Annotated in this window: 17 protein-coding genes; 8 read left to right on the top strand and 9 right to left on the bottom strand. The window is 43.7% G+C overall.

The genetic code is table 11. The features are described 5' to 3' along the window. Positions 1-335 precede the first annotated feature (335 nt). From SWH54_12830 to SWH54_12810, 5 genes are all read left to right on the top strand, one after another. Positions 336-728 carry a NifB/NifX family molybdenum-iron cluster-binding protein gene (locus SWH54_12830; protein ID MDY6792145.1) on the top strand — a complete coding sequence of 131 codons (393 nt, stop codon included), beginning with the start codon at positions 336-338 and terminating at the stop codon, positions 726-728. Positions 729-924: 196 nt separating this feature from the next. Continuing rightward, positions 925-1,623 (top strand): ABC transporter ATP-binding protein, encoded by a 699-nt coding sequence (locus SWH54_12825; GenBank protein ID MDY6792144.1) that lies wholly within the window; start codon positions 925-927, stop codon positions 1,621-1,623. Continuing rightward, on the top strand, positions 1,623-2,876 hold the full coding sequence (locus SWH54_12820; protein ID MDY6792143.1) for an FtsX-like permease family protein: 1,254 nt from the start codon (positions 1,623-1,625) through the stop codon (positions 2,874-2,876). Before SWH54_12825 ends, SWH54_12820 begins: the two co-directional genes overlap by 1 nt. Before the next feature lie 131 nt (positions 2,877-3,007). Next, positions 3,008-3,742, top strand: coding sequence for an outer membrane lipoprotein-sorting protein (locus SWH54_12815; GenBank protein ID MDY6792142.1), 735 nt, complete (start codon positions 3,008-3,010; stop codon positions 3,740-3,742). After that, positions 3,742-5,070 carry a hypothetical protein gene (locus SWH54_12810; protein ID MDY6792141.1) on the top strand — a complete coding sequence of 443 codons (1,329 nt, stop codon included), beginning with the start codon at positions 3,742-3,744 and terminating at the stop codon, positions 5,068-5,070. The genes SWH54_12815 and SWH54_12810 overlap by 1 nt, the downstream gene beginning before the upstream one ends. Before the next feature lie 209 nt (positions 5,071-5,279). Here the strand turns inward: SWH54_12810 and qmoC are convergent, their stop codons facing one another. The 5 genes from qmoC to aprB form a co-directional block, all read right to left on the bottom strand. Further along, the gene (qmoC, locus tag SWH54_12805) at positions 5,280-6,413 is read right to left on the bottom strand and encodes a quinone-interacting membrane-bound oxidoreductase complex subunit QmoC (protein ID MDY6792140.1); all 1,134 of its coding nucleotides are present in this window, start codon (positions 6,411-6,413) and stop codon (positions 5,280-5,282) included. Positions 6,414-6,519: 106 nt separating this feature from the next. Next, positions 6,520-8,859, bottom strand: coding sequence for an FAD-dependent oxidoreductase (locus SWH54_12800; protein MDY6792139.1), 2,340 nt, complete (start codon positions 8,857-8,859; stop codon positions 6,520-6,522). Between the two features lie 9 nt (positions 8,860-8,868). Next, positions 8,869-10,146, bottom strand: coding sequence for a CoB--CoM heterodisulfide reductase iron-sulfur subunit A family protein (locus SWH54_12795; protein ID MDY6792138.1), 1,278 nt, complete (start codon positions 10,144-10,146; stop codon positions 8,869-8,871). Between the two features lie 351 nt (positions 10,147-10,497). Further along, on the bottom strand, positions 10,498-12,474 hold the full coding sequence (gene aprA / locus SWH54_12790) for an adenylyl-sulfate reductase subunit alpha (GenBank protein ID MDY6792137.1): 1,977 nt from the start codon (positions 12,472-12,474) through the stop codon (positions 10,498-10,500). A 67-nt stretch (positions 12,475-12,541) separates the two neighbouring features. Then, positions 12,542-12,979, bottom strand: coding sequence for an adenylyl-sulfate reductase subunit beta (gene aprB / locus SWH54_12785; GenBank protein MDY6792136.1), 438 nt, complete (start codon positions 12,977-12,979; stop codon positions 12,542-12,544). A gap of 596 nt (positions 12,980-13,575) precedes the next feature. Between aprB and SWH54_12780 the strand changes: the two genes are divergently transcribed. Further along, entirely contained in the window at positions 13,576-14,586 is a 1,011-nt protein-coding gene (locus SWH54_12780) for an adenosine kinase (GenBank protein ID MDY6792135.1), read from the top strand. A gap of 181 nt (positions 14,587-14,767) precedes the next feature. Further along, a complete protein-coding gene (locus SWH54_12775) occupies positions 14,768-15,466 on the top strand; it encodes a tetratricopeptide repeat protein (protein ID MDY6792134.1) in 699 nt (232 codons plus the stop codon). A gap of 411 nt (positions 15,467-15,877) precedes the next feature. Here the strand turns inward: SWH54_12775 and SWH54_12770 are convergent, their stop codons facing one another. The 4 genes from SWH54_12770 to SWH54_12755 form a co-directional block, all read right to left on the bottom strand. Continuing rightward, complete coding sequence (locus SWH54_12770; protein ID MDY6792133.1) at positions 15,878-17,260, bottom strand: sigma-54 dependent transcriptional regulator; 1,383 nt, start codon at positions 17,258-17,260, stop codon at positions 15,878-15,880. 3 nt (positions 17,261-17,263) lie between these two features. Next, positions 17,264-18,691, bottom strand: coding sequence for an ATP-binding protein (locus SWH54_12765; GenBank protein MDY6792132.1), 1,428 nt, complete (start codon positions 18,689-18,691; stop codon positions 17,264-17,266). A 283-nt stretch (positions 18,692-18,974) separates the two neighbouring features. Next, a complete protein-coding gene (locus tag SWH54_12760) occupies positions 18,975-19,160 on the bottom strand; it encodes a hypothetical protein (GenBank protein MDY6792131.1) in 186 nt (61 codons plus the stop codon). 204 nt (positions 19,161-19,364) lie between these two features. Then, positions 19,365-20,888: a sigma 54-interacting transcriptional regulator gene (locus tag SWH54_12755; GenBank protein ID MDY6792130.1), complete on the bottom strand. Its 1,524-nt coding sequence runs from the start codon at positions 20,886-20,888 to the stop codon at positions 19,365-19,367. Positions 20,889-21,574: 686 nt separating this feature from the next. On the opposite strand from SWH54_12755, the gene SWH54_12750 reads away from it, so the two are divergent. Further along, positions 21,575-22,441, top strand: coding sequence for an ATP-binding protein (locus tag SWH54_12750; GenBank protein ID MDY6792129.1), 867 nt, complete (start codon positions 21,575-21,577; stop codon positions 22,439-22,441). The last annotated feature ends 170 nt before the right edge of the window (positions 22,442-22,611 follow it).

Genomic DNA, 22,611 nt, shown 5'->3' with positions numbered 1-22,611 from the left:
GTTTTGTAGTTATATCAAATTGTTGTCGCTTTTTCATATACTGCAAAAAGAATAAAAAGTCCACTACAAAATGCGCTTTTTTTATGTATTACGGATAGTTATATCCGTGGATGGACACTAATTAAAAAGTTAACACATCATTAACACCTTCGCTATAAGAATAAGGATTAAAACCACTGCAAAAAAGGATTCTATTAAAAATAATATATAAATTTAATTGGTTACAATAATAGTTGGCCATTATTTTTATATTGGTACACTTATTGCGCTACAATATATTCCGAGTATCACCCAAACATATATAATATGATATTAAAACATAGGAGGGGTTTAAAATGAAAAAAATGATTTTAATAAGCCTTGCAATCTTAGTTTTTTATCCAGTTATGGTCAATGCCGCCGAGCTGGAAAATATGAAAATTGCGGTTGCAGCCGACAGTAAATCTATAAAAGATTCTGTAAGCAAAATAGCTGCTAAATGCCCTTATTATCTTATCTTTAACAACGAAGGTAAATTGATTGAGGTTGTTGATAACCCTTACAAGGATGCAAGTCGTAACGCAGGACCTTCAGCGGCAAATTTCCTTGCTCAAAGGAGCATAGACACCTTAGTTGCAGAGTCCTTTGGCTCGAAAATGATTGATGCGCTGAGAAATAACGGCAAAACTCATTTTGAGTTTAAAGGCTCTGTTGATGATGCTGTTAAAAGAGTTTTAAAACTAAATTGAGGGGTTCTTCATTGACTTTTTCGCAATTCATCACTAGCTTGATTTATATTTGAATTCGTAAAAAGTTGAATTTAATCTGTTTCAGGTGTTAAGTATTAACTTTTACGTTAATACTAATATCAATTTCTTAAAACTTAATTTCGCCTAAGATGTGATTAAAACTAGTTCAAGCTGCCTTTAAAAAAAGGAGAAAATTATGGCTTTGGTTCAAATTGATCGTGTTTCAAAAATTTACCAGACAGGAGAGGTGCAGGTCAAAGCCCTGCAGGATGTAACCCTTTCCATTGATGAGGCTTCCTTTGTTACTTTTGTGGGACCTTCCGGGAGCGGAAAAACCACCATGCTAAACCTCATAGGTTGTCTGGACAAGCCGACAAAGGGAAAGGTGTTTATCGGGCAAGAACAGGTGGATACTTTTGATCGTAGGAAGCGCGCAGCGTTTAGAGGCTTCACCCTCGGGTTTATCTTTCAGGCATTCAATCTTTTTCAGGTGCTGACCACCTATGAAAACGTCGAATATCCGCTGGTGATGATAAAAAGCGAACCCGCATCCAAAAGAAAAAAAATGGTATTAAAGGTTCTCGATTCAGTTGGGATGCTGAATCAGAAAGACAAATTTCCCGACCAGCTTTCAGGAGGGCAGAAGCAGCGGGTGGCAGTGGCACGGGCTCTGGTGACGCAGCCAAAACTTGTCCTTGCAGATGAGCCGACGGCCAACCTGGATAAAAAATCTGCGGTAAATGTTATTCGCCTGATGCGCGCCATGCGGGATGAATTCAACACCACCTTCATCTTTTCCACCCATGATCCCGGAGTCATGGAAGAAGCCGAGGTTATTCATACGCTGGAAGATGGAAGACTGGTTAAACCCACAAGTAATGAAGGAGAAGTCTAATGATTCGAATTTTTAAAATCGCGCTGCGAAATTTAATGCGATATAAGCGACGGACTTTGCTAACCTCTATGCTGATCACCCTCGGTTTATTGATGGTCATACTTTTCTCAGGACTTGCCGGCTCGTTTAAGGAAATGATGATCGGGCAGATTACCGACTCGAACCTGGCGCAGATGCAGATCCATAAAAAAGGGTATGTATCTTCTATAGATACGTCGCCGCTGAATTTGACCATCAATCAAAAAGGCTACAAAATGATCGAAAAAGTACTCAAGAAGAATCCCGATGTTGAAGCGTATTCACCGAGAATAAAGCTAAGCGCCATGCTGAGTAATTTTACCGAAACCACCAACATTCGCTTAAACGCCATTGAACCCAAAAAGGAAATCAAGGTTTGCCCCAATGTCAGTGAACGCATGAAATTCAGTGGAACGAAAATGCCGGATACCCTGCTTAAACCGGGAGAAATCATTATCCCCGAGAAACTGTCCCAGGGGCTGAAGATTAAAATTGGAGACCCGGTGGTGCTGGTCGCCAACAACAAAGACGGCTCGGTAAACGGTCTAAATTTCACGGTGGCCGGGATTATAGAAAGCATTTTAGGGCCCCAGGGCAAGGAAGGGTATATGCATATCAAGGATGCTGAATCTTTGCTTCGCATGGAAAAGCCGGAAGTGATAGAAATTGCTTTGCGAATTAAAAAATTTGATCAACTCGACGAGGTTTACCCAGAGCTTAAATCAGCGCTGGCGAAGTTTAAAAATAAAAAAGGAAAAGCTGCTTTTGAAATACATACCTGGGAAAAGCTGTCTCCTTTTTCAAATATAGCCAACATGATAGACATCATGACTGTTTCTATGAAAATAATTATGATCGCCATTGTTTTGATAAGTATTTTAAATGTGATGATGATGTCTGTATATGAAAGGGTCAGGGAAATCGGAACCATGTCCGCCATCGGAACCGCACCCGGTAAAGTCATGGGCCTCTTTTTGGCAGAAGGATTGTCCCTCGGCCTGATCAGCACTCTGGCGGGAAATATTGTCGGTATTTTGGGAATTTACATGCTAAACATTTATAAAATCCGCTATGCGTTTGGCAGAATGGATAATCTTTTATTGTCTCCCACCATCAGCCCTTCAGAGCTGGTGTGGGTGTCGACCATTGTTTTACTGGTCTCGGTTTGTGCCACTTTGCAGCCTGCATATAAAGCTTCCAGAATGGAACCGGTGGATGCCCTGGGGCATGTATAAAAAAAAGGTTAAACGGTTCAACGTTCACAGTTCCCAGTTGAAAAGTCCTGACAAAATGATGTCGTATATAACCTTTGAACCTTGAACCCTGAACCTCACAACCTGAGTTACATGAATTTAAGAGGTATATGATGAAAAAATTATTACTAGTAGTGTTTATATGCCTGTTTGCCACTGTATCGGCATTTGCACTTGACGGGAATGAAATGCTTAAAAAAGTGGATCGTAACCTGAATCCGGAAAGTTTTGCAATGTACCGGAAGCTGATAAATATCGAACCGGACGGCTCAAAAAAAGAATTTGTGATGTATTCAGTTAAAAAAGGAAAAGACAAAATTGCCTCCGTGTTTCTATCTCCGGCCAGCGAAAAGGGAAGGAGCACCCTGCGGATCGGGGAAAACATGTGGCTTTATATTCCCAATGTAGGAAAGCCTATCCGTATCACCAGCTTACAGTCGGTAACCGGTGGTGTATTTAACAATTCGGATATTATGCGGGTAGATTATAGCGCAGAGTACAACTGTGAAAAGGTTGAGCTGGCGGATCATGGACATACCCTTCATCTTAAGGCCAAAACCAATACGGTTGCTTATGACCGGGTAAAAATGCGGGTTTATGGCAAAAGGCTTCTTCCGGATAAAATAGAATGCTTTGCTTCATCAGGCATGTTGATTAAAACCCTATATTTTAAAAAAATCAAAGATTTTGGCGGCGGTATTATTCGTCCTGCCGTAATAGAAACCGACAGTCCTCTTTATAAAGACTACAAATCGATTATTATTTTTGCCAAGGTGAAAGCAAGAGTTCTGCCTGACGAAGTGTTTACTTTAAATTACATGTCAAAAGTTGAAGGTCTCAGGCAGTAATGAATTTTTTTGTCCGCATATTGTGTCTGTTAATTTTTCTAGCTGTTTTCCTTCCCGGATATATTTTTTCAGAAGATAAGGGATCAGACACACTCGATTTAGATTTTGAAATTCCTCAGGTTGACAAGAAACCGTATTCATTCAATGCCGAATTTAAACTGTCTGAGACGATAAAAGGATTTGATGAGGACAGCCTTCTTTTTAACCAGAAATACCCAAACGGCAGAGATGATGATACTTTTTTCCAAACCGATTTGAGTCTTAAGGTAGAAGGGAGCTACCAGGTTAGCCAGGTAAAACTTTACGCCCGCCTTAATGGAGATCTTTACGATAACGATGATGAAGACTGGGAAAATGACAGCCGAACGGAGGAGGCATATGTATCGCTGCTGCCAGGTCCGTCTGTAACCTTAGACGCCGGTAAAAAAGTGTTAAAGTGGGGCAAGGGGTACGCCTGGAACCCGGTTGCCTTTTTCAGCCGTCCGAAGGATATTGAAGACCCGGATGCCACCCTGGAAGGATACTATGTGGTCAGCGGCGATTTGATAAAAAGTATAAACAGTCCGCTCAAGACGGTTGCCTTAACCCCTGTCATTCTTCCGGTATCACCACATATCAACGATGAATGGGGCACGGAAAGGCAGATGATCTGGGGCGGGAAGATCTATTTTTTTGCGTTTGACTCGGATCTGGACATAATGCTTTTGTGCGGGGAGGAAGTGGAAGACAGGTTTGGAGTCGATTTTTCCAAAAATATTTCGCCAAATTTTGAAATCCACGGCGAAGCAGCCATTGTGTTGGATTATGTAAAAAATGTAACGGATCGGCAGGGAAATTTGGTGAAAAAAAAATACGATGCAAAAAATTATGTTGTCGGTATCCGCTATCTGACCCGTCATGATACCACTTATATTTTCGAATATTACAGGAACGGGCAGGGTTATACCAGAGATGAGATGGAAGATTACTTTGCTTTTATTAGAACAGGATATCAGGATTACCTGAGCAGCGGCAGTATGTCTGATCTTGGCACCAGCAGGGAGTATGGTAGTCAGTTTTATAACAACCAAACCGTTATGAAAGATTATTTTTATGTGAAGGTGTCACAAAAAGAACCATTTGACATGTTGTATTTTACCCCTTCTATGGTCGGTATATACAACATCAATGATAAAAGCGGCTCAATTACCCCCCAGATACTATACACTCCCATTACCAACCTTGAAATCGAGCTTAAGACCACATTTCTTGTGGGAGAAAACGATACCGAATACGGTGAAAAATTAAATGACTACAAAGTTTATGCGGCGGTGAAGTACTACTTTTGAATAAGAATGGTGGGTAAAAAAATAATCAGGGTAAAGCGTTTGTTGAACATCGAACGTTGAACACCGAATGTTGAAATCGCTTCGCTCTGCCGGTTGGCAAATTGGCGGAATGTCTTATTCAAAATTCGATCACGCTTGTAGCGTGATTCAATGTTCAACGTTCATATTCGATGGGTTCATCAAACACCCGTTTACGGAGAGCAGCTGATTTACGCCCTTCCTATATACTCGCCATACGCCATGGCAACGGTCCGGTAAACAAGGTGAGCCATTTTGGAAAACGGCAAAAAAGCAAACAGCATGAATACAAATACTAGGTGGATGAAATACGACCAGTAAGAAACAAACGCCCAGCCAAGTAACCGGGTTATTTCTGTACCCAGTCCGGTAAGACCCAACCCCAGCACCAGACCCAGCAAATACCAGTCCACATAGCTGCTCACCTGATCCGTTTTAGCCAAGCGGTTTTTGATCAAAAGGATGCTTCCCACAACAAGGGCAAGTCCTGCGATATTGGCCAGCCACTTCACGGGATTCATTTGTGAATAGGGTCCGTGTACCTGCAGAACGTACAGTGTAAAAAAGAATATATTGGTTACGATAAACAGCGATATAAATGAATAGAGCACCAGCAGATGGGCCGTGGCACGGTCCTTATTGTCACTGCACTCATTAAATTGCCGGTGCAATAAAATCTTTGGGATCACCCGGATAAGCCCCTGGATAAAACCGCCAATTTCAAGCTCTTTTTTATCGGTTTTCCCTGTAAGTAATGCATTTTCATGAATATCATTTAAAAATCTTTTTAGCCCCATGGCGAAAACAACAAAAATCCAAATTGAAAGGGGGATAAAGACCAGATCGACCAGCCAGGTGGAAAAGAAATGTGCATGAACGATTTCACCCCCCCCGGGGTTGAAGTTCAAAAAACCTGTAATGAGACCCAGAACAATAAAAATCACCACCGGGATTGCCAGAAGAATCGGCAGCTTCTTCGGGTCATTAACAGCCCTGCCGAGTGCTTTTGGTACAGCATAATCTGCGATGGCATAGGAACGGACGGCTCCAAGCACATCCCCCGGTTTTGCTCCTCTGGGACACAGGGTTGAACAATCCCCACAGTTATGGCACAGCCATATGTCATAGTTGGCAACCAGCTTGTCCTTTAACCCCCATGATGCGGCAATCATTTCCTTTCTGGGAAACGGTTTGTTGTCCGGGGAAATCGGGCAGACTACCGAGCAGGTGGCACATTGGAAGCACTTTTTCAGATCTCCGCCACCCAGCCCTTCAACTTCTCTAATAAATCCTAGATCAGGCTCAATCATGTATGTATTCGCCATATTTACCTCCTGTATTGAAGACCGACTGAGAGACCAAAAGGTTCGATTATAGAAAGTCTCTATGATTATTTAATTAATCAATCTTCAACCAAAAATCATCAATCAACTAGAATCCCTTAAACGGGTTCGGGCCAAGGTCTTCAACCATTTCCACAAAATCATTAATCATTTTGGGAAGTATATCATAATCGTCAATTGCCACCTCAAATTGTGCGACCCGTTCCTCTTCCAGTGCCAGACTTGAGAGCGCATCTCCTATCTTTTTCATCCTGATATCTGCGAGTTCACTCCCCTTCACAAAATGGCACTGGTAATCATCACCGTGCTTACATCCGAGCAGGAACACGCCGTCCATGCCCTGGGCAAGCGCATCTTTGATCCAGATCACATTCACTGATCCAAGGCATCTGACCGGAATAAGTCGCACATCGGCAGAATAGGACAGCCGGTTGAGACCTGCAATGTCCAGTGCCGGGTAGGCGTCATTCTCACAAACCAGACCGAGGATACGAAGGGGGGGCTCATCATAATCGTCTTCAGAGGGTACCCCCACGGCTTTTACCATGGAGCCGATACTGTCGATATTATAATCGGCAAACCCTATGATCCGTTCAGGGCATGCTCCCATACAGGTGCCGCAGCGTCTGCACCGGGTCGGATTCGGTTTTGGCGTACCCTTTTCATCGTCGTCCAGAGCGCCAAAAGGACACTCTTCCGTACAACGCTTACACTGGGTACATCTCTGGAAAAAGAAGTCAGGAAATGTCATATCGCCGGATCTTGGATGAACTGAAACACCTCGGTTTACCGACTCTATACATTGAATCGCTTTAAGCGCAGCCCCGGCTGCATCTTCGATGGATTCCTCTACAGTCATGCTTCGCCTGATACACCCGGCAGAATAAATTCCTGTTCTCTGGGTTTCATAGGGAAAGCATATGAAATTTGAATCCACATACCCGTTAAAAAGATCGATGTCCCTGAATGCCGGACCTTGCCGGTAAGCCATGTTGACCACGGGATCGTCTGCAGTCACCGGGACCATTCCGGCCGCCAGTACCACCATATCGGCCTTGACCTGGATCTTTTCTCCCAGAAGGGTGTTGTCGGCTTCTACGATCATTCCATCTCCGTTTTTAGAGACGCTGATCACCTCACCCTTGGTTAAAAAGATACCTTCATCCTGCTGAATACTCTTGTAAAAGTTTTCAGAAAGGCCGGGTGTTCGCATATGCTGGTAAAAGATATAAGCTTTTCCGTCAGCAAAATCTTCCCTCACATACTTGGCCTGTTTGAGAGAAACAAGGCTTGTCACCGAACCGCCAAAATCAAAGTCGCTGTCATCGTCTCCCTTGCCGGGACTTTGCACAAAAACAACCGATTTGGCTTCTTTTCCGTCAGACGGTCGTACGATCTTCCCTTTTGCCGCAATTCCTTCAAAAGTGGCGTTGGTCACCACATCGGGCAGTTGTCCCAATCCCAGGTGAGCGAGTTCTTCCCCTTCGATTTCCGCCGGGCGCCAGCCTGCAGCCAGTATGACTGCACCAAATGGTTCGCCGTTCGGATCAAGAGCCAGGATATCCTGTTTTCCCTTGTTATACTCCATATAAATCTCATGGAGTTTATCCACTTCATACTCTTTTCCTTTTTCATCCACTTTCATCTCATCAGGTAAAGGATAAGGGACATCAAACTCGATTTTTTCACCGGGTTTTTTAAACGTCACGGTAAATTCACCGGGTTGTCCGGCGATACGGGCAACCACTGTCTCGGTTTTAACCGTGATATTTTGGTAGTTATCAAGCTCTTTTATTTTGTCACCGATTATGGGAGAAAGCAGGTTTTCATAAGGATCGGTCAGCGGGAGTTGTTTTCTCCAATGTCTGGCATGCCCGCCCAGCTGAGCTTCCTTTTCAACAATGGTGACATCATATCCTGCTTTTGCCGCATCAATGGCAGCGGAGATTCCGGTGACCCCCCCGCCAATGACCAGTATTTTTCTGTTTAAGGTTTCCAGCAAAGACGGTTCAGGTAAATCTATTTTCTCAACCTTTGCCATTGACATTTTCACATAATCTTCGGCCATCATCTGGACACGGTCAAAATGCTCTTCGCTGTCTTTTTGTTCCTCAGTCAGCGCCGGGAATTCCGAGCGAGGGTGAGACCATACCACCCCTTCTCTCAAGTTAACCCGATCGACGATACATCCGTCAAAACGGAAGACATCGAAGTTGACCCTTCTGCTGCACCCCGCAATGACCAGGGTGTTGATGCCTTTTTCTTCAATATCTTTTTTTATAAGTTCAACCCCTTCTTTGCCGCAAAGAAATGGGTGGGTTTGGACAGGAAGCCCTTCTTCTTCCGGTACGCCGCACAGTTCCTTTATATCAAGGGCATCCCCGATTCCGCAGCCTGTGCATATATATACACCATACTTTTTATCCATGGATACCTCCTAACTCTTCACCAGGGTTTGAATAGCCTTAAGGGCCATACCGGTTGCATTTTGGTTGGATGATACGACATCGGCAGGCTTATTGGCACATCCTGTAGCAAACATGCCTCCTTTTGCAAAATCGTTGATGATAAAGCCATCCGCATTATAGTTCAGGTCGGCGGGAAGTTTTACATTTGCCGCTGTCGGTTGCATTCCGGTGGCCAGGACAACCATTTCCACAGTCTGATTTGTTTTTTCACCGGTGACCGCGTTTTCTGCAACCACGGTGATATTTCCGGTACCCTCTTCTTCACTGACCTCCGCCACCTTGCCTTTAATCATAAAGATGTTTTCATCCTCTTTGATTTTTTTATAAAATTTTTCATATCGCTGGCCGGGAGCCCTGACGTCAATATAAAAGATATATATTTTAGCATCAGGATACTGTTCCCGCACATAAGTGGCCTGTTTTAATGAGGCCATACAGCAAATATAGGAACAGTAGGGAAGATGATTTTCATCCCTGGATCCGGCGCACTGAACAAAAGCAATGCTTTCCGGCTCCTTGCTGTCTGATGGGCGGGAAATTTTTCCCTTTGTCGGGCCGTTGGGGGAAGCCAATCTTTCCATCATCATATTGGTAATAATGTTTGGATATTGACCAAAACCAAGATTGTCTATTTTCCTAGCATCATAAGGTTCCCATCCGGTGGCCCAGACAATCGCCCCCACCTGTAAATCAATCGTCTTGGCCTCCATATCAAAGTCGATGGCGTCATACTGACATGCTTCCTGGCATCGCTTGGCATCATCTGTTCCCTTGATTTCGGGGGCCATGACATATCGGGCAGGAAAGGCCATTTCAAATGGCAGGTAGGCCGCTTTGATTTTGTTCATTTCAAAATTAAAGCTGCTGTCTATCAATGTCTCACAAACCTTTTCACATTCTCCGCAGCAGGTGCAGTTTTCATTGACATACCTTGGATTTAATTTGATAGAGACGTTGTAGCTGCCGGGGGAGCCGTCAACTTTTTCAACTTCGGCCATAGTCATTACTTTGACTCTTGGATTATCCTTAATTCTCCTGAAATTGATTTCAAGACCGCAGGTCGGAGGACATAGCTTTGGGAAATATTGATTAAGCTGTGATACTCTTCCGCCCAGGTAAGGATTTTTTTCGACCAGAAACACCTCGTACCCCACTTCAGCTGCTTCGAGGGCCGTGGTTATTCCGCTTATCCCTCCACCAACAACCAAAATGCTTCCGTTTGCAGGGGTTGCTTTGTCTTCTGTCATGCTATCCCTCCGTGCATTAAAAGTTAATAGCTGTTTGTTTTCGATATACCCTTTTTTTGTTCATCTTCAGGCGATATCCTTTTTCTTTGAAACTTAAAACGTGAAGTTTGAAATTGTAATTCGTTGGCAGCTTATACGGTTAGAAGGTTTATATGATATCGGTCCGTAACAGACCACCAGGAATGATGAGTAGCACCGATTGAATCACCCGGTTTCAAATTTCAGGTTTCGAGTTTCAATCCGGATATCGCCCGAAAGCAGTTGTGTATGCTAAAATTCAATAAAAACCCCCAGGTGTTTTGCAACACCTGGAGGCATTTGAAGTCGGCCATTGAATGGCCGACCATGTTGTTAATCAGGAATGATCTTAATATAGTCTTTCTTGAATACATCCCAGCTTCCAGCTTTGGGATCGTACTTGGAGTTGACGAAGCAGAACCAGTTTTCATCATCCTGACCCGGATAATCGGCCTGATAGTAAAAGCCGGGATAGCGGGTCTCTTTGCGGTACTGGATGTGACGAAGATGAGCTTCAACTGTCCAGATACGATGTTCAATCTCCCATGCTCGCATGAGTTCATGAAGGTCGCCGGCAGCCAGTTTTTCGCAGTCTTCACGCATGGTCTGAAGCAGATCCATGACGATTTCCAGGCTTTTAGAGCTGGTCTGATAGAAAGTGGCCGTACCCGCACCATACTCATGGGTGGCTTTCATAAGCCGCAGAGCCATTCCGGAAGGCTTGACATAGGCAGGGTTAATATCTTCTGCCGTGGTGTACTCATAGTTGTCCAGATAGGTTCTGACCGGCTTATAAATCATGTCCACCAGTTCTTCTTTGCTCTTGCTCAGTGCGGGAGCAAAATCTGCATGATCTTTGGCGAATTTCACCATTTGCTTGGCAGCCATACGACCTTCAGCATGTGACCCGGAAGAGAATTTATGACCGGAACAACCCACACCGTCACCGGCAGTAAACAGCCCGGTCACAGTGGTCATCCGATTATAAATCTTGCCCTTGTCACCCCACTTGTATGCATCCGGCACCCAGTCATAATCCGGGCCGGAAGTCCATAGTCCGCAGCATCCGGAATGTGATCCGAGAAGATAGGGTTCTGTGGGCATCACCTCGGAGTTTTTCTTTTCAGGCTCGCAGTCCTGGGCACACCACAGGTTGGCCTGGCCGCATGTCATGTCAAGAAAGTCTTCCCATGCTTCCGACTCAAGATGCTTGAGTTCTTTTTTATCCATGGTTTCGCCCAGCTTGGCAAGGGCTGTAACCGTATCCATGATAATGGGACCACGTCCTTCTTTCATCTCAAACAGCATCAGATGGTTTCTAAGACAGGTCGGTGTCACCGCAGCGGTTCCATATGGTGCATACTTTTCAAGCTCTGCTTTGGCTGCATCGCCTCCGGCAAACGCTTCACCAAGGCCATTGAGAGTCTGGGCTTTGAACAACAGGAACCATGCGCCCACTGGGCCGTATCCGTCTTTAAAACGGGCCGGGGTGAAGCGGTTTTCCATCATGGAAAGCTCGGCACCGACTTTCATACACATGGTGTAAGTACTGCCGGCGTTCCATACCGGATACCATGCACGTCCTTTACCTTCACCAACCGATCGTGGCTGGTAAATGTTTACCGCACCGCCGCAGGCAACCATCATGGTTTTGCATTTGATGATGTAAACCTTGTTTTCACGGACGGAGAAACCCACCGCGCCGGCAATCTGGTTTTCATTGTTGGCATCAAGGAGAAGTTCAACGATAAAGCATCGCTCTATAATATTATCTTCTCCAATGGCGAGTTTTGCTCCCTCAGCGACAACCCTTTTGTAAGACTCGCCGTTGATCATAATCTGCCACTTTCCTGTACGGACAGGAGATGCACCGCTTTTTAAAGTGCCCATTTTCTGGCCCTTTTTTCCGTCCAGGTTTTTCCCTTCTTCGGATAACTTCCAGACAGGAAGACCCCATTCTTCAAACAGATGAACCGAATCGTCCACATGACAGCCAAGGTCAAAAATCAGGTCTTCACGAACCAGGCCCATGAGGTCGTTTCTGACCATGCGTACATAATCATCAGGGCTGTTTTCCCCGATATAAGTATTAATAGCTGAAAGGCCCTGGGCAACAGCCCCACTTCTCTCCATGGCAGCTTTGTCACACAGCAGCACGCTTTGCCCTTCGTCCATCCATTTCTTTACTTCAAACGCAGCGCCGCAGGCAGCCATTCCGCCGCCGACGATCAGGATATCGACTTCTCGTTCTTCAACTTCCGGATCCCTAACGGCCTTGAGTTCACCCGTAGGTTTGTTTGGTAATGCCATATTATATCCTCCTAAAAATTTGTATAATCGTAGTTGGTCTTTTTTTCCGGGTTAAAACACAACCTGCTTAGACAGTCGCCTGAGGCGTCGGAATCGCATAACCGTCCGCTTCTTCCGTGGCAAGCAGGCCACTTTCAAGGTCATTGCCTTTCAGGTCCGGATAAGCGTTGGCTGTTCCTTCAGGGGTTGTCCGAATGGGGAACTTAAATCGCTTGATCAGTCCGTTTCTGAATTTACAGGTCCACATCACATCTTCGGTACCCAGCATCGGCATTACACTGCTTCCCAGGGGTACAAAGTCAGAGTAGCCCCTTACTTCAATTGCCTGGGTGGGGCAGATTTTTACACATGAAAAACATTCCCAGCACTGATCCGGTTCCTGGTTGTAAGCTTTCATTTCATTGGGTTCAAGAACCATCAGATCGTTGGGACAAATGTACATACATGCAGTCTTATCTCCACCTTTGCAGCCGTCACATTTTTCTGCAATTACAAAACTTGGCATTTATTATACCTCCTAATATTGTTTTGTACTTATTAATGTTAACTAAACTCCTATACCTACTTCTACTACAGCCCTAAGTTTTGCACCTCCCTTCTTATCTTTGTCCAAAATAAAATCCTTTTTTTTCAAAATGGTCTAATTTTGGTTAAAACTCATGTATCATGATCCAAATTTAAGAATAATCATCTTTAGTTTATTTTTAGTATCATGAATAATTTTGCATGCAGGAAAATATCTATTAAATTCAAGAACATACCGTGCACGCAAAAAAAAACTAATATCACTCAAACAATTGGCTGTCAAGAACTTTTGGCCGGAGAACATAAAATATATGAGGCTTTGTACGGTGAAACCGCTAAAATACAACATGTACCAGGTGAGCTATATTTAAACACAACATGCAGCGGAGGTGATGTCTGAATTTTTCTTCCCCTTAAATCAATCGCCTGTTCCCCAACACATTTTTCCTGCAAGATAAAACAAATTATCTTTACAAGCAGGTTGATTTGTCTTATAAAAGCCGGGCACCAAGTCATTGGGTTAGAAGAAAAATTCTCTTTAAATATGAACCACCCACCAACTGAGATTGTTAAAAAATGAGTAAAAATAAAGACGATTCTGATGATAAAAAACTGATTGTGTCGATAGGTTCAGCACTGGTTGACATTCTTACCCATGAAGGAGACGATTTTCTGGAAAGAACCGGCGCTGTGAAGGGTGGAATGACCCTGGTGGAAAAGGATTTCATTGAACAGACTCTGTCCGACACCAACAGTAGCCCTTCCATCATGCCCGGAGGTTCAGCCTGTAATACAGCTGTAGGTATAGGAAAGCTTGGCGGACAGGCCCGTTTTGTCGGTAAATGCGGCGGTGGTTCCATGGGGAATCTGCTTAAATCCAGTCTGGAAAAAAATAATGTTGAACCCATGCTTTTTTCATCCTCACTGTCTACGGGTAGGGTCCTGTCCATCATTACACCGGATGCACAGCGGTCCATGTTTACCTATCTGGGTGCCTCATCTGAAACAAGGCCTGATGAAATATCAACCGGTTGTTTTAATCGTGCAACGATTGTTCATATTGAAGGGTATCTGCTGTTTAACAGCGACCTGATACTGGCCGCCTTAAATTCCGCCAGGGAAGCCGGGGCTCTTATCTCCCTAGATCTTGCCAGCTTTACCGTTGTAGAAGAGTCGAAGGATATTCTGGTAAACATTGTAAAAGATTATGTGGACATTCTGATAGCCAATGAGGATGAGGCTCGTGTGTTTAGCGGCTTTTCCGATGATATGAAAGCGATCAGAGCGCTTTCCCAAGGAGTTGAAATTGCGGTTTTAAAGGTTGGAGAACGTGGAAGCTATATTTCAAGCAAAGGTAAAATTTTAAAAATTGCCCCAAAAGCAGCAGGATCTGCGGTTGATACCACCGGCGCGGGTGACCTTTGGGCGTCCGGTTTTCTTTTCGGATTGGCAAATGGATATCCGCTGGAAAAATGTGGTGAGCTCGGCTCCGCATGCGGATCGGAGGTCTGCCGGGTCATCGGTGCCCAGATTCCTCAAGAAGGTTGGGACAGGATAAAAAAACTGCTTAACTATTCAGGTGGATAGGTTGAAGGTCGAAGGCTGTTAGGGAAAAGTGGATTTAAAAGCCATGCTTGGTGCAAGGATCACATTCCTCTAAAGTAAGGCAATCGTACTCTTATGACCCCTTCAGGCTTCAGTCTAAACAACTTCAGTCTGACTACGTGAGTAGTTGCAAGATTGCTTGAATAATCGCATTGGAGGAAAAATGGCCAAGAAAAAAAAGAAAAAAATATCTCGAAAACAATTGCTTAACGAACCGGATGAATTTATCACCTTTTCATCCAAATTGCTGAAGTTTATCATTGACCATAAAAATCAGATCACCATTGTCGTGTCGGTTATTTTTTGTTTGCTGGTGGCTTTTTCCGGCTGGAGATATTTTTCAAATAAAGCCGAAGACAAAGCATCCATATCCCTTGAACAAAGTATAGCCCGATACCAATCAGCGAAGATGAAAGAGGGGGCGACCAAGGCATATCTGGCGGTGGAAAAAGAATTTCAGTTGTTATTGAAGAAATATTCGGGTAAACATGGCGGAAAACTGGCTCGGGTAATTTTTGCCAATATTTGCTATGATGCCGGAAAAGCGGATGAGGCGATTGCTTTGTATGAAAAATCGTTGAAGGATTTTGCTGAACAGCCATTTATTAGAAATATGATTTTAAACAGCCTGGGTTATGCCTGTGAAAAGAAAGGGGATTTCGCCGATGCCATACGGTATTTCGAAATGACCGCTCTGGGGCCGCAGCCTGATTTAAAAAATGAAGCCTGGTATAATCTTGGCAGGATTTATTCCAGGGAAGGAGATATAGAAAAAAGTTTACAAGCCTACCAAAAAATAGCTGATGATTTTAAAAATTCAATGTACTTTGACCTTGTGAGGGAAAAGCTGGCATACTTGTAATCAGGGTGAAAATTTCCCCTGACATGATAAAAACGGCTAACCAGGACCATCCCGGTTAGCCGCAAAAGGAGGAAAACAGATGAAGAAATTGTTTGTTGCTTTTAATTAATGCAAAGTTCCTGCCAAATTCTGAAAAAAGCTATAATTTTTTCATCTGTATTTTTTATATCAATAATTACAGTAAGATATAGTTTTATTTATTCGACCGAGCCCGCATTTCTCCATTATTTTTTGTTGCTTTACCGCGGAAAAAATTCAAATTTTTGAACCATTTTTAAGGCCGGAGAGTTTAACCATTTGAATTAACATGCCATACAAATTATTGGCCCGGTTCAAATTTTTGAACCCGATTTTTCTGATCGATAGATAACTTATTGAATCAACTCGCTTTATTTTTTTTAAATGGTCGGTTCAAGTTTTTGAACCGACATCGAGCTTAAACTTTTTTATCTTCCAGTTCAGGCCGCTTTTCCCAATGCCGAGCAGCTTGGCAGCTTCCGACTGAACATTGCCGGTTAACTTCAGGGCCCGGATAATCATTTTTTTTTCTATTAAATCAAGTGTTTCATCCAGATGGGCGTCCGCGGATATGCCTTCTAGGTATAACGTGTTATAAGCATTTGCCTTAAACTCTTTGGGAAGATCCGCCTCACTTATTTTAGTTGTGTTACACATAACCATTGCGCGTTCAATCACGTTTTCCAGTTCGCGAACATTCCCGGGCCAAGCATAATCATAAAAAAGTCGTTGAACTTCTTTTTCAATGCCTTCAACCGGAATGCCGGTTTTGTGTTCATGTGCATACTTGGCAATAAAGTGTTCGGCCAGAAGATTAATGTCCTCTTTACGCTGCTGCAACGGAGGGAGCACCAGGTGCACCACGTTCAACCGGTAATAAAGGTCTTCACGGAATTGCTGCTTTATCATTTCATTTTTCAAGTCTTTATTGGTCGCTGCAATGATGCGAATATTTACTGAAACCGGCTTAACCCCGCCCACCCTTTCAAAGACCTTTTCCTGAAGCACACGCAGAAGTTTTATCTGAAGTCCGGGTGAAAGCTCTCCTATTTCGTCGAGAAATAAAGATCCGCCGTCCGCCATTTCAAAACGTCCCTTTTTCATGGCAACCGCACCGGTAAAGGCTCCCTTTTCATGGCCGAATAACTCACTTTCGAGAAGGCTTTCAGCCAAAGCGCTGCAGTTGACTGCGACAAAAGGCTTCTCACGTCTGGGTGAGTTAAAATGAATCGATTTGGCAACGAGTTCCTTGCCGGTACCACTTTCACCTTCAAGCAGCACCGTTGCCGAGGAAGGGGCAACCTTTCTGATATTTTCAAAAATATCATGCATGACCTTGCTTTTTCCAATGATATTTCCGAAGCTGTATCGTGATTTTACTGCATCCCGAAGGCGTCTGTTTTCTTTGACCACCCGGAACATGGAAATGGCTTTATTCACGTAAACAACGAGTTTTTCGTTATCAAAGGGTTTGAGTATATAACTGTAAGCCCCTTTTTCCATGGCTTCGACCGCCTTATCCACACTACCATATGCCGTCATCATGATTACCGGCAGGTCAGGATCAATGGCTTTGATTTTTTCCAGCAGTTCAATACCGTCCATGGAAGGCATCTTCATGTCGGTCAGGATAAGATCCACATCGGAAGTTTGCTGAATTTCAAGGGCTTCCCTGCCGCTGCTTGCCGTCAAAACTTCAAACCCTTCCTCTTCTAAAACGGCGCCTAAAATGAGCGGATAATTTTTTTCATCATCAACAACAAGTACCGTTTCCATAGATTATTTCTCCTGATTCACCGGCAGCTTAACAATGGCTCTGACTCCGCCGGCAGATCTATTTTTAAGCTCAATACTGCCTTCATGAGCTTTAATGATGTTTTTCACAATCACCAACCCAAGACCTGTTCCTTTTTGCTTGGTGGTAAAAAAGGGATCCCAAATTTTTTCGCTCAGATCGTCCGGGATACCTTCGCCTTCATCATCAATGCATATCGATACGGTATCTTGGGTGGAATGGATTTTACTATAAATGGTTCCGCCGTTTGGCATCGCCTGGATGGAATTGATTAAAAGATTGAGAAATGCCTGGTAGAGCATATCGAAATCAGCCATTATGGTTGGGAGGGGAAGGTCAAGATCTTTTTTTATGGTATATCCCTGTTTTTCAGTCTGCGATGACAGATATTTTATGTTCTTTTCAAGAATTTCTTCTACATGGCATTGGGCAAAATGAGGCATTTTCGGTTTGGCAAAATTCAAAAAATCAGTGATGATATTATTTAATCGGCCTGATTCCTCTACGATGATATCCGGTATGGTGTTTGACGGGTCAAAGTCTGCCACCTTTTTCTTTAGCAGTTCAGCAGAACTCCTAATAATTCCCAACGGATTGCGGATTTCATGGGAAATTCCGGACACCATCTCTCCCAAAGAAGACATGTGCTTTGAGCGACTCAAAGCTTCCTCAAGTCTGAGCCTTTCCTGAGTACGTTTTTGAATGATTCCTTCACCTCTCTTGACGACATACAGGAGCACAAAAAACAATACCGACATCACGATGGCGCTGGTAATAATCACATCGATTTGAAACTTAAAAATCATTTTATATTCTTCCGACATATCCTGGACGATTTCAATCACGCCCAGCACAGGACCGGATAGACTGGAAAGGGGTCTTTCCGCTCGATAGGGGGCAAAGGTAATGATGCGGCTTTCTTTTGGAATACCAAGCAAAATTTCCAGCATATTTCCTACTTGAACCTGTTTGGAAACGGTTTCTCCCCTAAGCGCTTTTTTAAAGGCCGCGCCTCCATAATTTTTTTTGCCGATTAGGGATTTGTCAAAACTGTATGAAACGGTCTCATTCATACTGTAGATGTTTACCATTTCTACTTTAAAACTGTGCAAGGTGCTTCTTACCACTTTGTCCAGGTGTTCAAATTGCTCTTTTTTCCTAAGACTGATCCCCCCATATTTTAGCACAACCGGTATGGCGAATTGCAGAAATATCTGATGGTTGAGATTTTCTATCAGAAGCAGGGCATATTTTTCGCTTTCCGCACGCTGCAACGTCCTGGCCCAATGGGTGTTGAGTATGGATAGAACAATGGCTCCGGTAAAGATGACAATTAAACTTGTAAAAGTAAAGTATTTAACAAGTCGGAAAGGTTTAACTTTTTCTTTAGAGGATTGGACGGTCATGGCCATAGGAAATAAGGTTTGGGAAAATTTAGCTGACGCCTTAGAAAGTTTAATCTGCTTGGTGTAGTAATTGTTAACGAATTCGACTTATGATCTGTAGGGTCTCATTCCGCAAAAACACGACGCCTTGTATTTAAGCCCGGATACGACGCCATCCGACGTATGCTCCGGGACTTTCCATAATCTAGAACATAACTTATAGAAATAATTGCAAAGATATTTTTGACCACCGTGTCGTAAAATGAAGTATGATAGCCTGTTGTGAGGTCGGCAGTTCCAATATGATAATTTAGTCTGCGTTTTTTTCTTTTTCGTATCCCCTTTCAAAATTTTTACCGGCTTTTTCAATTTTTCTTTCCACCTTATTTACCTGTTTTTCCGCCTTTCCGATTGCCCTTCCCATCTGGTAGCAACCGGAAAAACAAAAGAAGGCGAACAGAAGAACGATTATAATGTGAAACAGTTTTTTTTGCATATTCAACCCCCTGATTTATGGTTGATGCTGAGATGCCAAATACAGGTCTGCAAAATATAATGAAAAGCCTTCTATGTGTCAAGTTTCAAAGCAAAAGCCCTCGGGTTAGCGGCATTGGTAAAAAAGAACGAAAGCATAACAGGCAGACCTTAAAAGTTTTCCTCCCCCTGTGCCGGGAAAAATGATAATACTGTTTCTCAAAAATTAGCGATAGTTGCGATAATCTATGTGGTATTTTTCCGCTTTATAGGAAAACTTTCGGACCGTGGTCCGGAGTATTTTTGCCGCTGCCGTGATATTGCCGCGAGTATTTTTGAGTGCGTCTATGAGCATCTCCTTTTCAAGGTTTGCTACCGCATCTTCTATGGATAAGGCTGGCAATGTATCTGATTCCATGCCCGTTTGCAGCGTAGGTGGAAGGTGATAGCTGTGGATGACGCCCCCCTCGCATAGTAGCACCGCCCGTTCAATGCAATTTTCCAGCTCTCTTACATTTCCCGGCCAGTGGTATTCCATCAGCATGTCTATGGCCGGCGTGGAAAACCTTCTGATGTCCTTGTGGTTTTCTTTGGCATATTTCTCAAGAAAATAGTCGGCCAGAAGCAGAATGTCGGTCTTGCGCTCTCTTAAGGGAGGCATGTAAATTGGAAAAACATTCAACCGGTAATACAGGTCGCCCCGGAAACTTTCATCTTCCACAGCCTGTTCAAGGTTTTTGTTGGTGGCGGCAACCACGCGAACATTCACTTTAATGGTTTGATGACCACCGACCCGCTCGAATTCTTTTTCCTGTAAGACACGAAGCAATTTAACCTGTACATCAAGACTGATGGAACCGATTTCATCTAAGAGAATGGTTCCCATGTGTGCCAGCTCAAATTTTCCCAACTTCTTTTTAATTGCACCGGTAAAAGCCCCTTTTTCATGACCAAAAAGCTCGCTTTCAATCAAATTTTCCGGCAAAGACACGCAGTTGACCTTAATAAAAGCATTCTTTGCCCGGTTGCTGCTGTAATGGATGGAGTTAGCGGTGAGTTCTTTTCCTGTTCCGCTTTCCCCTCGAATAAGCACGGTGGCATTACTCTTGGAAACCTGGGAGATCATCTGATAGACCTCGCGCATTTTATTGCTGTTGCCGATAATATTGGTGATACTGTATTTATTCTCCAGTTCTTCCCTGAGCTTTCTATTCTCTTCTCTTAACTGCTTTTTTTCCAGGCGGATGGTTTCAATGTTAATCACATGCTGGGCGATCATGGTGGCCACAACTGAGAGAAGTTTTTTCCCCTCTTTCAGCAGGTAGGATTCATCAAAAGGCCTGTCTACGCTCAATGCTCCAATCACCTGTTTTCCCTTTTTCACCGGCACACAAATAAAAGAGAATTCTTCAATCGGTACGGCCTTTCTGGATGCAGTTCTGTCAAGAAACAGCGGTTCATCGCTTATTTTTGGAATGGCGACCCCTTTTCCGGTTTCAATCACCCGGCCGGTAATTCCCTCTCCGAGTTTATATTTTACCTTGGACATAGCACTTTTGGAAATGCCATGCGCTACCTCGATGTTTATCTCGTTTCTTAAGGGATTCAAAATGGTTATGGTTCCCCTAACCATATTCATGGAGCTGGACAGTATCTCCAAAACCTTGTACAAGGATTTTCGCAGGTCGAGATGTTCATTCAGGGCCTTGCTAATCTCATACAGCAGGGTAATTTCTTCTATCCGTCTTATTTTATGCATTTATTCCCACTTCTGTGCAGGGTTTTGGCCTTTGGATGTAATCATACATTTTTGTAATAAATAGTCGCTTGGCTGTCAATATTAACCACGTTACACATTTTAAAAATAATATTTTATAGATATGTACCATGGGTTAAAACTGATTTTGTTAGACAGGCGCGCCTATCATGAAATATCGGCTAAAACAAGTTTACTAAAACTTAATAATTTGCTATCTGCACCCTGTGAGCGAGGAAAAACCTTTTTTCGGTCTGAAAACCGAAGCAATAATTACCCGATCACCATACGAAATTTTTAGAAGCCCAAAGAATAAATCGCCATAAATTTTCATGCCCGGCTGGGCACAACGATGCATGAAACCTAAGGTTCGACCGGAGAATCGCCTATCGGCCCGTTACAATACTTAACAAACCTATCTGGAAATGAACGTACGGTCTGCCTGAGGCAGACTTCAATTAGATTTGAGCCAGCCCCAAGGGACAGAATCCCACGGCAGCGTTGATCGTTTCTGCCTGTATGGATTTAACTGAGAAGATAGGGGGCGTGTAACATACCGATCTCATATGTTAAATATTGTAACGGGCCGATAGGCGATTCTCCGGTCGAACCGAGCTAAGATTGAAAAACGACTGTTTGTTTCTAACGAATATCGTTTTAAAGAAAAATGGGAAAGATTTATGAAAGAGTTAATCGTGATTAGCGGAAAGGGTGGAACCGGGAAGACCAGTTTGATGGCCGCCTTTGCGTCACTGGCTAAAAACAAGGTTCTGTGTGATGCCGATGTGGATGCGGCAGATCTTCATCTGATTATGAGCCCTGAGGTGGTAAAACAGGCTGATTTTCAGTCCGGTTATACGGCGGATATTGATAGGGAAAAGTGTACCGAGTGTGATCTGTGTCGAGAATTATGCCGATGGAATGCCATTGATGAAGACTATGTGGTCAACCCGATTGAATGTGAAGGCTGCGGTGTTTGTGTGTATTTTTGCCCTGAAAAAGCGATCAACTTCCAGCTGAATACATGTGGCCAGTGGTTTATTTCAGATACGCGTTTTGGGCCGATGGTGCACGCCAGACTGGGGATCGCAGAAGAGAATTCAGGTAAACTGGTCACCCTGGTACGCCAGGAAGCCAGAAAACTCGGGGAAGAAAAAAACCTTGATCTCATTCTCACCGACGGTCCCCCGGGCGTAGGCTGTCCGGTCATTGCATCTATCGGCGGGGCCAGTGCAGTGCTGATTGTGACCGAACCGACTGTTTCAGGTAAACATGATATGGAACGGGTGGTGGAACTGGCCGCTTTTTTTAAAGTTCCCGCCATGGTTTGTGTCAACAAGTTCGATCTTAATTCGGAGTTGACCGAAAGCATTAAAAAATTCTCAAAAGAAAGAAAATTAATGTGGCTGGGGTGCATCCCTTTTGACCCGGTGTTCACCCAAGCCATGGTTCAGGCAGAGACCATTTTCGAATATCAACCAAATTCAGCAACATCTCAGGCCATCAAAGGCATATGGGAAAAAGCGGCCAACGAGATCGGCCTGTGACAGGTGGAGAGCGATAAAATAAATTACTTTACCTAATTGAGAGGTGGGGAATTTATCAATCTCTACTCAGTTCGTCCGGAGAAGCGCCCATTTGCCCGTATCCGCCTTAACAAAAAAATTCAGCACTCTGTACACGCCCCCTATCTTCTCAGTAAAATCCATACAGGCAG

The organism is Thermodesulfobacteriota bacterium, from assembly GCA_034189135.1.
Taxonomy (GTDB): domain Bacteria; phylum Desulfobacterota; class Desulfobacteria; order Desulfobacterales; family JAUWMJ01; genus JAUWMJ01.
Note: the sequence above shows the minus strand (reverse complement) of the source record. Positions and strands in the feature narration are given on the sequence as shown.